Genomic DNA, 376 nt, shown 5'->3' with positions numbered 1-376 from the left:
GCGGAATTTCTTGCCCTTCTGCTGATCCGTGCCCTGCTCTCCGGTCGCCGCGGCGCCGGCATTTCCCGTCGCCTCCTGGTTGCCCACAATGCCTTGCTTGCCAAGCAGCTTCCTCGACCTGTCGTTGGGCAGATTCTGGCCGTTGAGCACCGGCTTGCCGTTGACGAGCGGCAGCGTTTTGCCATCGGCTCCCGGCAAGGCGTGGTCGGTCCCGAGCTTGCGGGCGGACAGGTTCTTAGACAGCGGAGCCGCAGCACCAGGCTGCTGGCCCTGCGTCACACCCTGGCCGGGCTTCAGCGGCAAGGCGCCCTGATTCTGGCCGCCCTGATTCTGATTGAACTGGGCCTGACCGGATATCGCCGCCCTCTTCTTCAAG

1 pseudogene is annotated in these 376 nt (G+C 65.2%); it reads right to left on the bottom strand.

Annotated elements, in window-relative coordinates:
• Positions 1–376, bottom strand: a pseudogene (locus tag EN852_RS36130) (peptidase C14 caspase catalytic subunit p20); the annotation flags it as partial.

It is taken from the genome of Mesorhizobium sp. M2E.F.Ca.ET.209.01.1.1, from assembly GCF_004010375.2.
In the GTDB taxonomy this organism is placed as follows: Bacteria; Pseudomonadota; Alphaproteobacteria; order Rhizobiales; family Rhizobiaceae; genus Mesorhizobium.
Note: the sequence above shows the minus strand (reverse complement) of the source record. Positions and strands in the feature narration are given on the sequence as shown.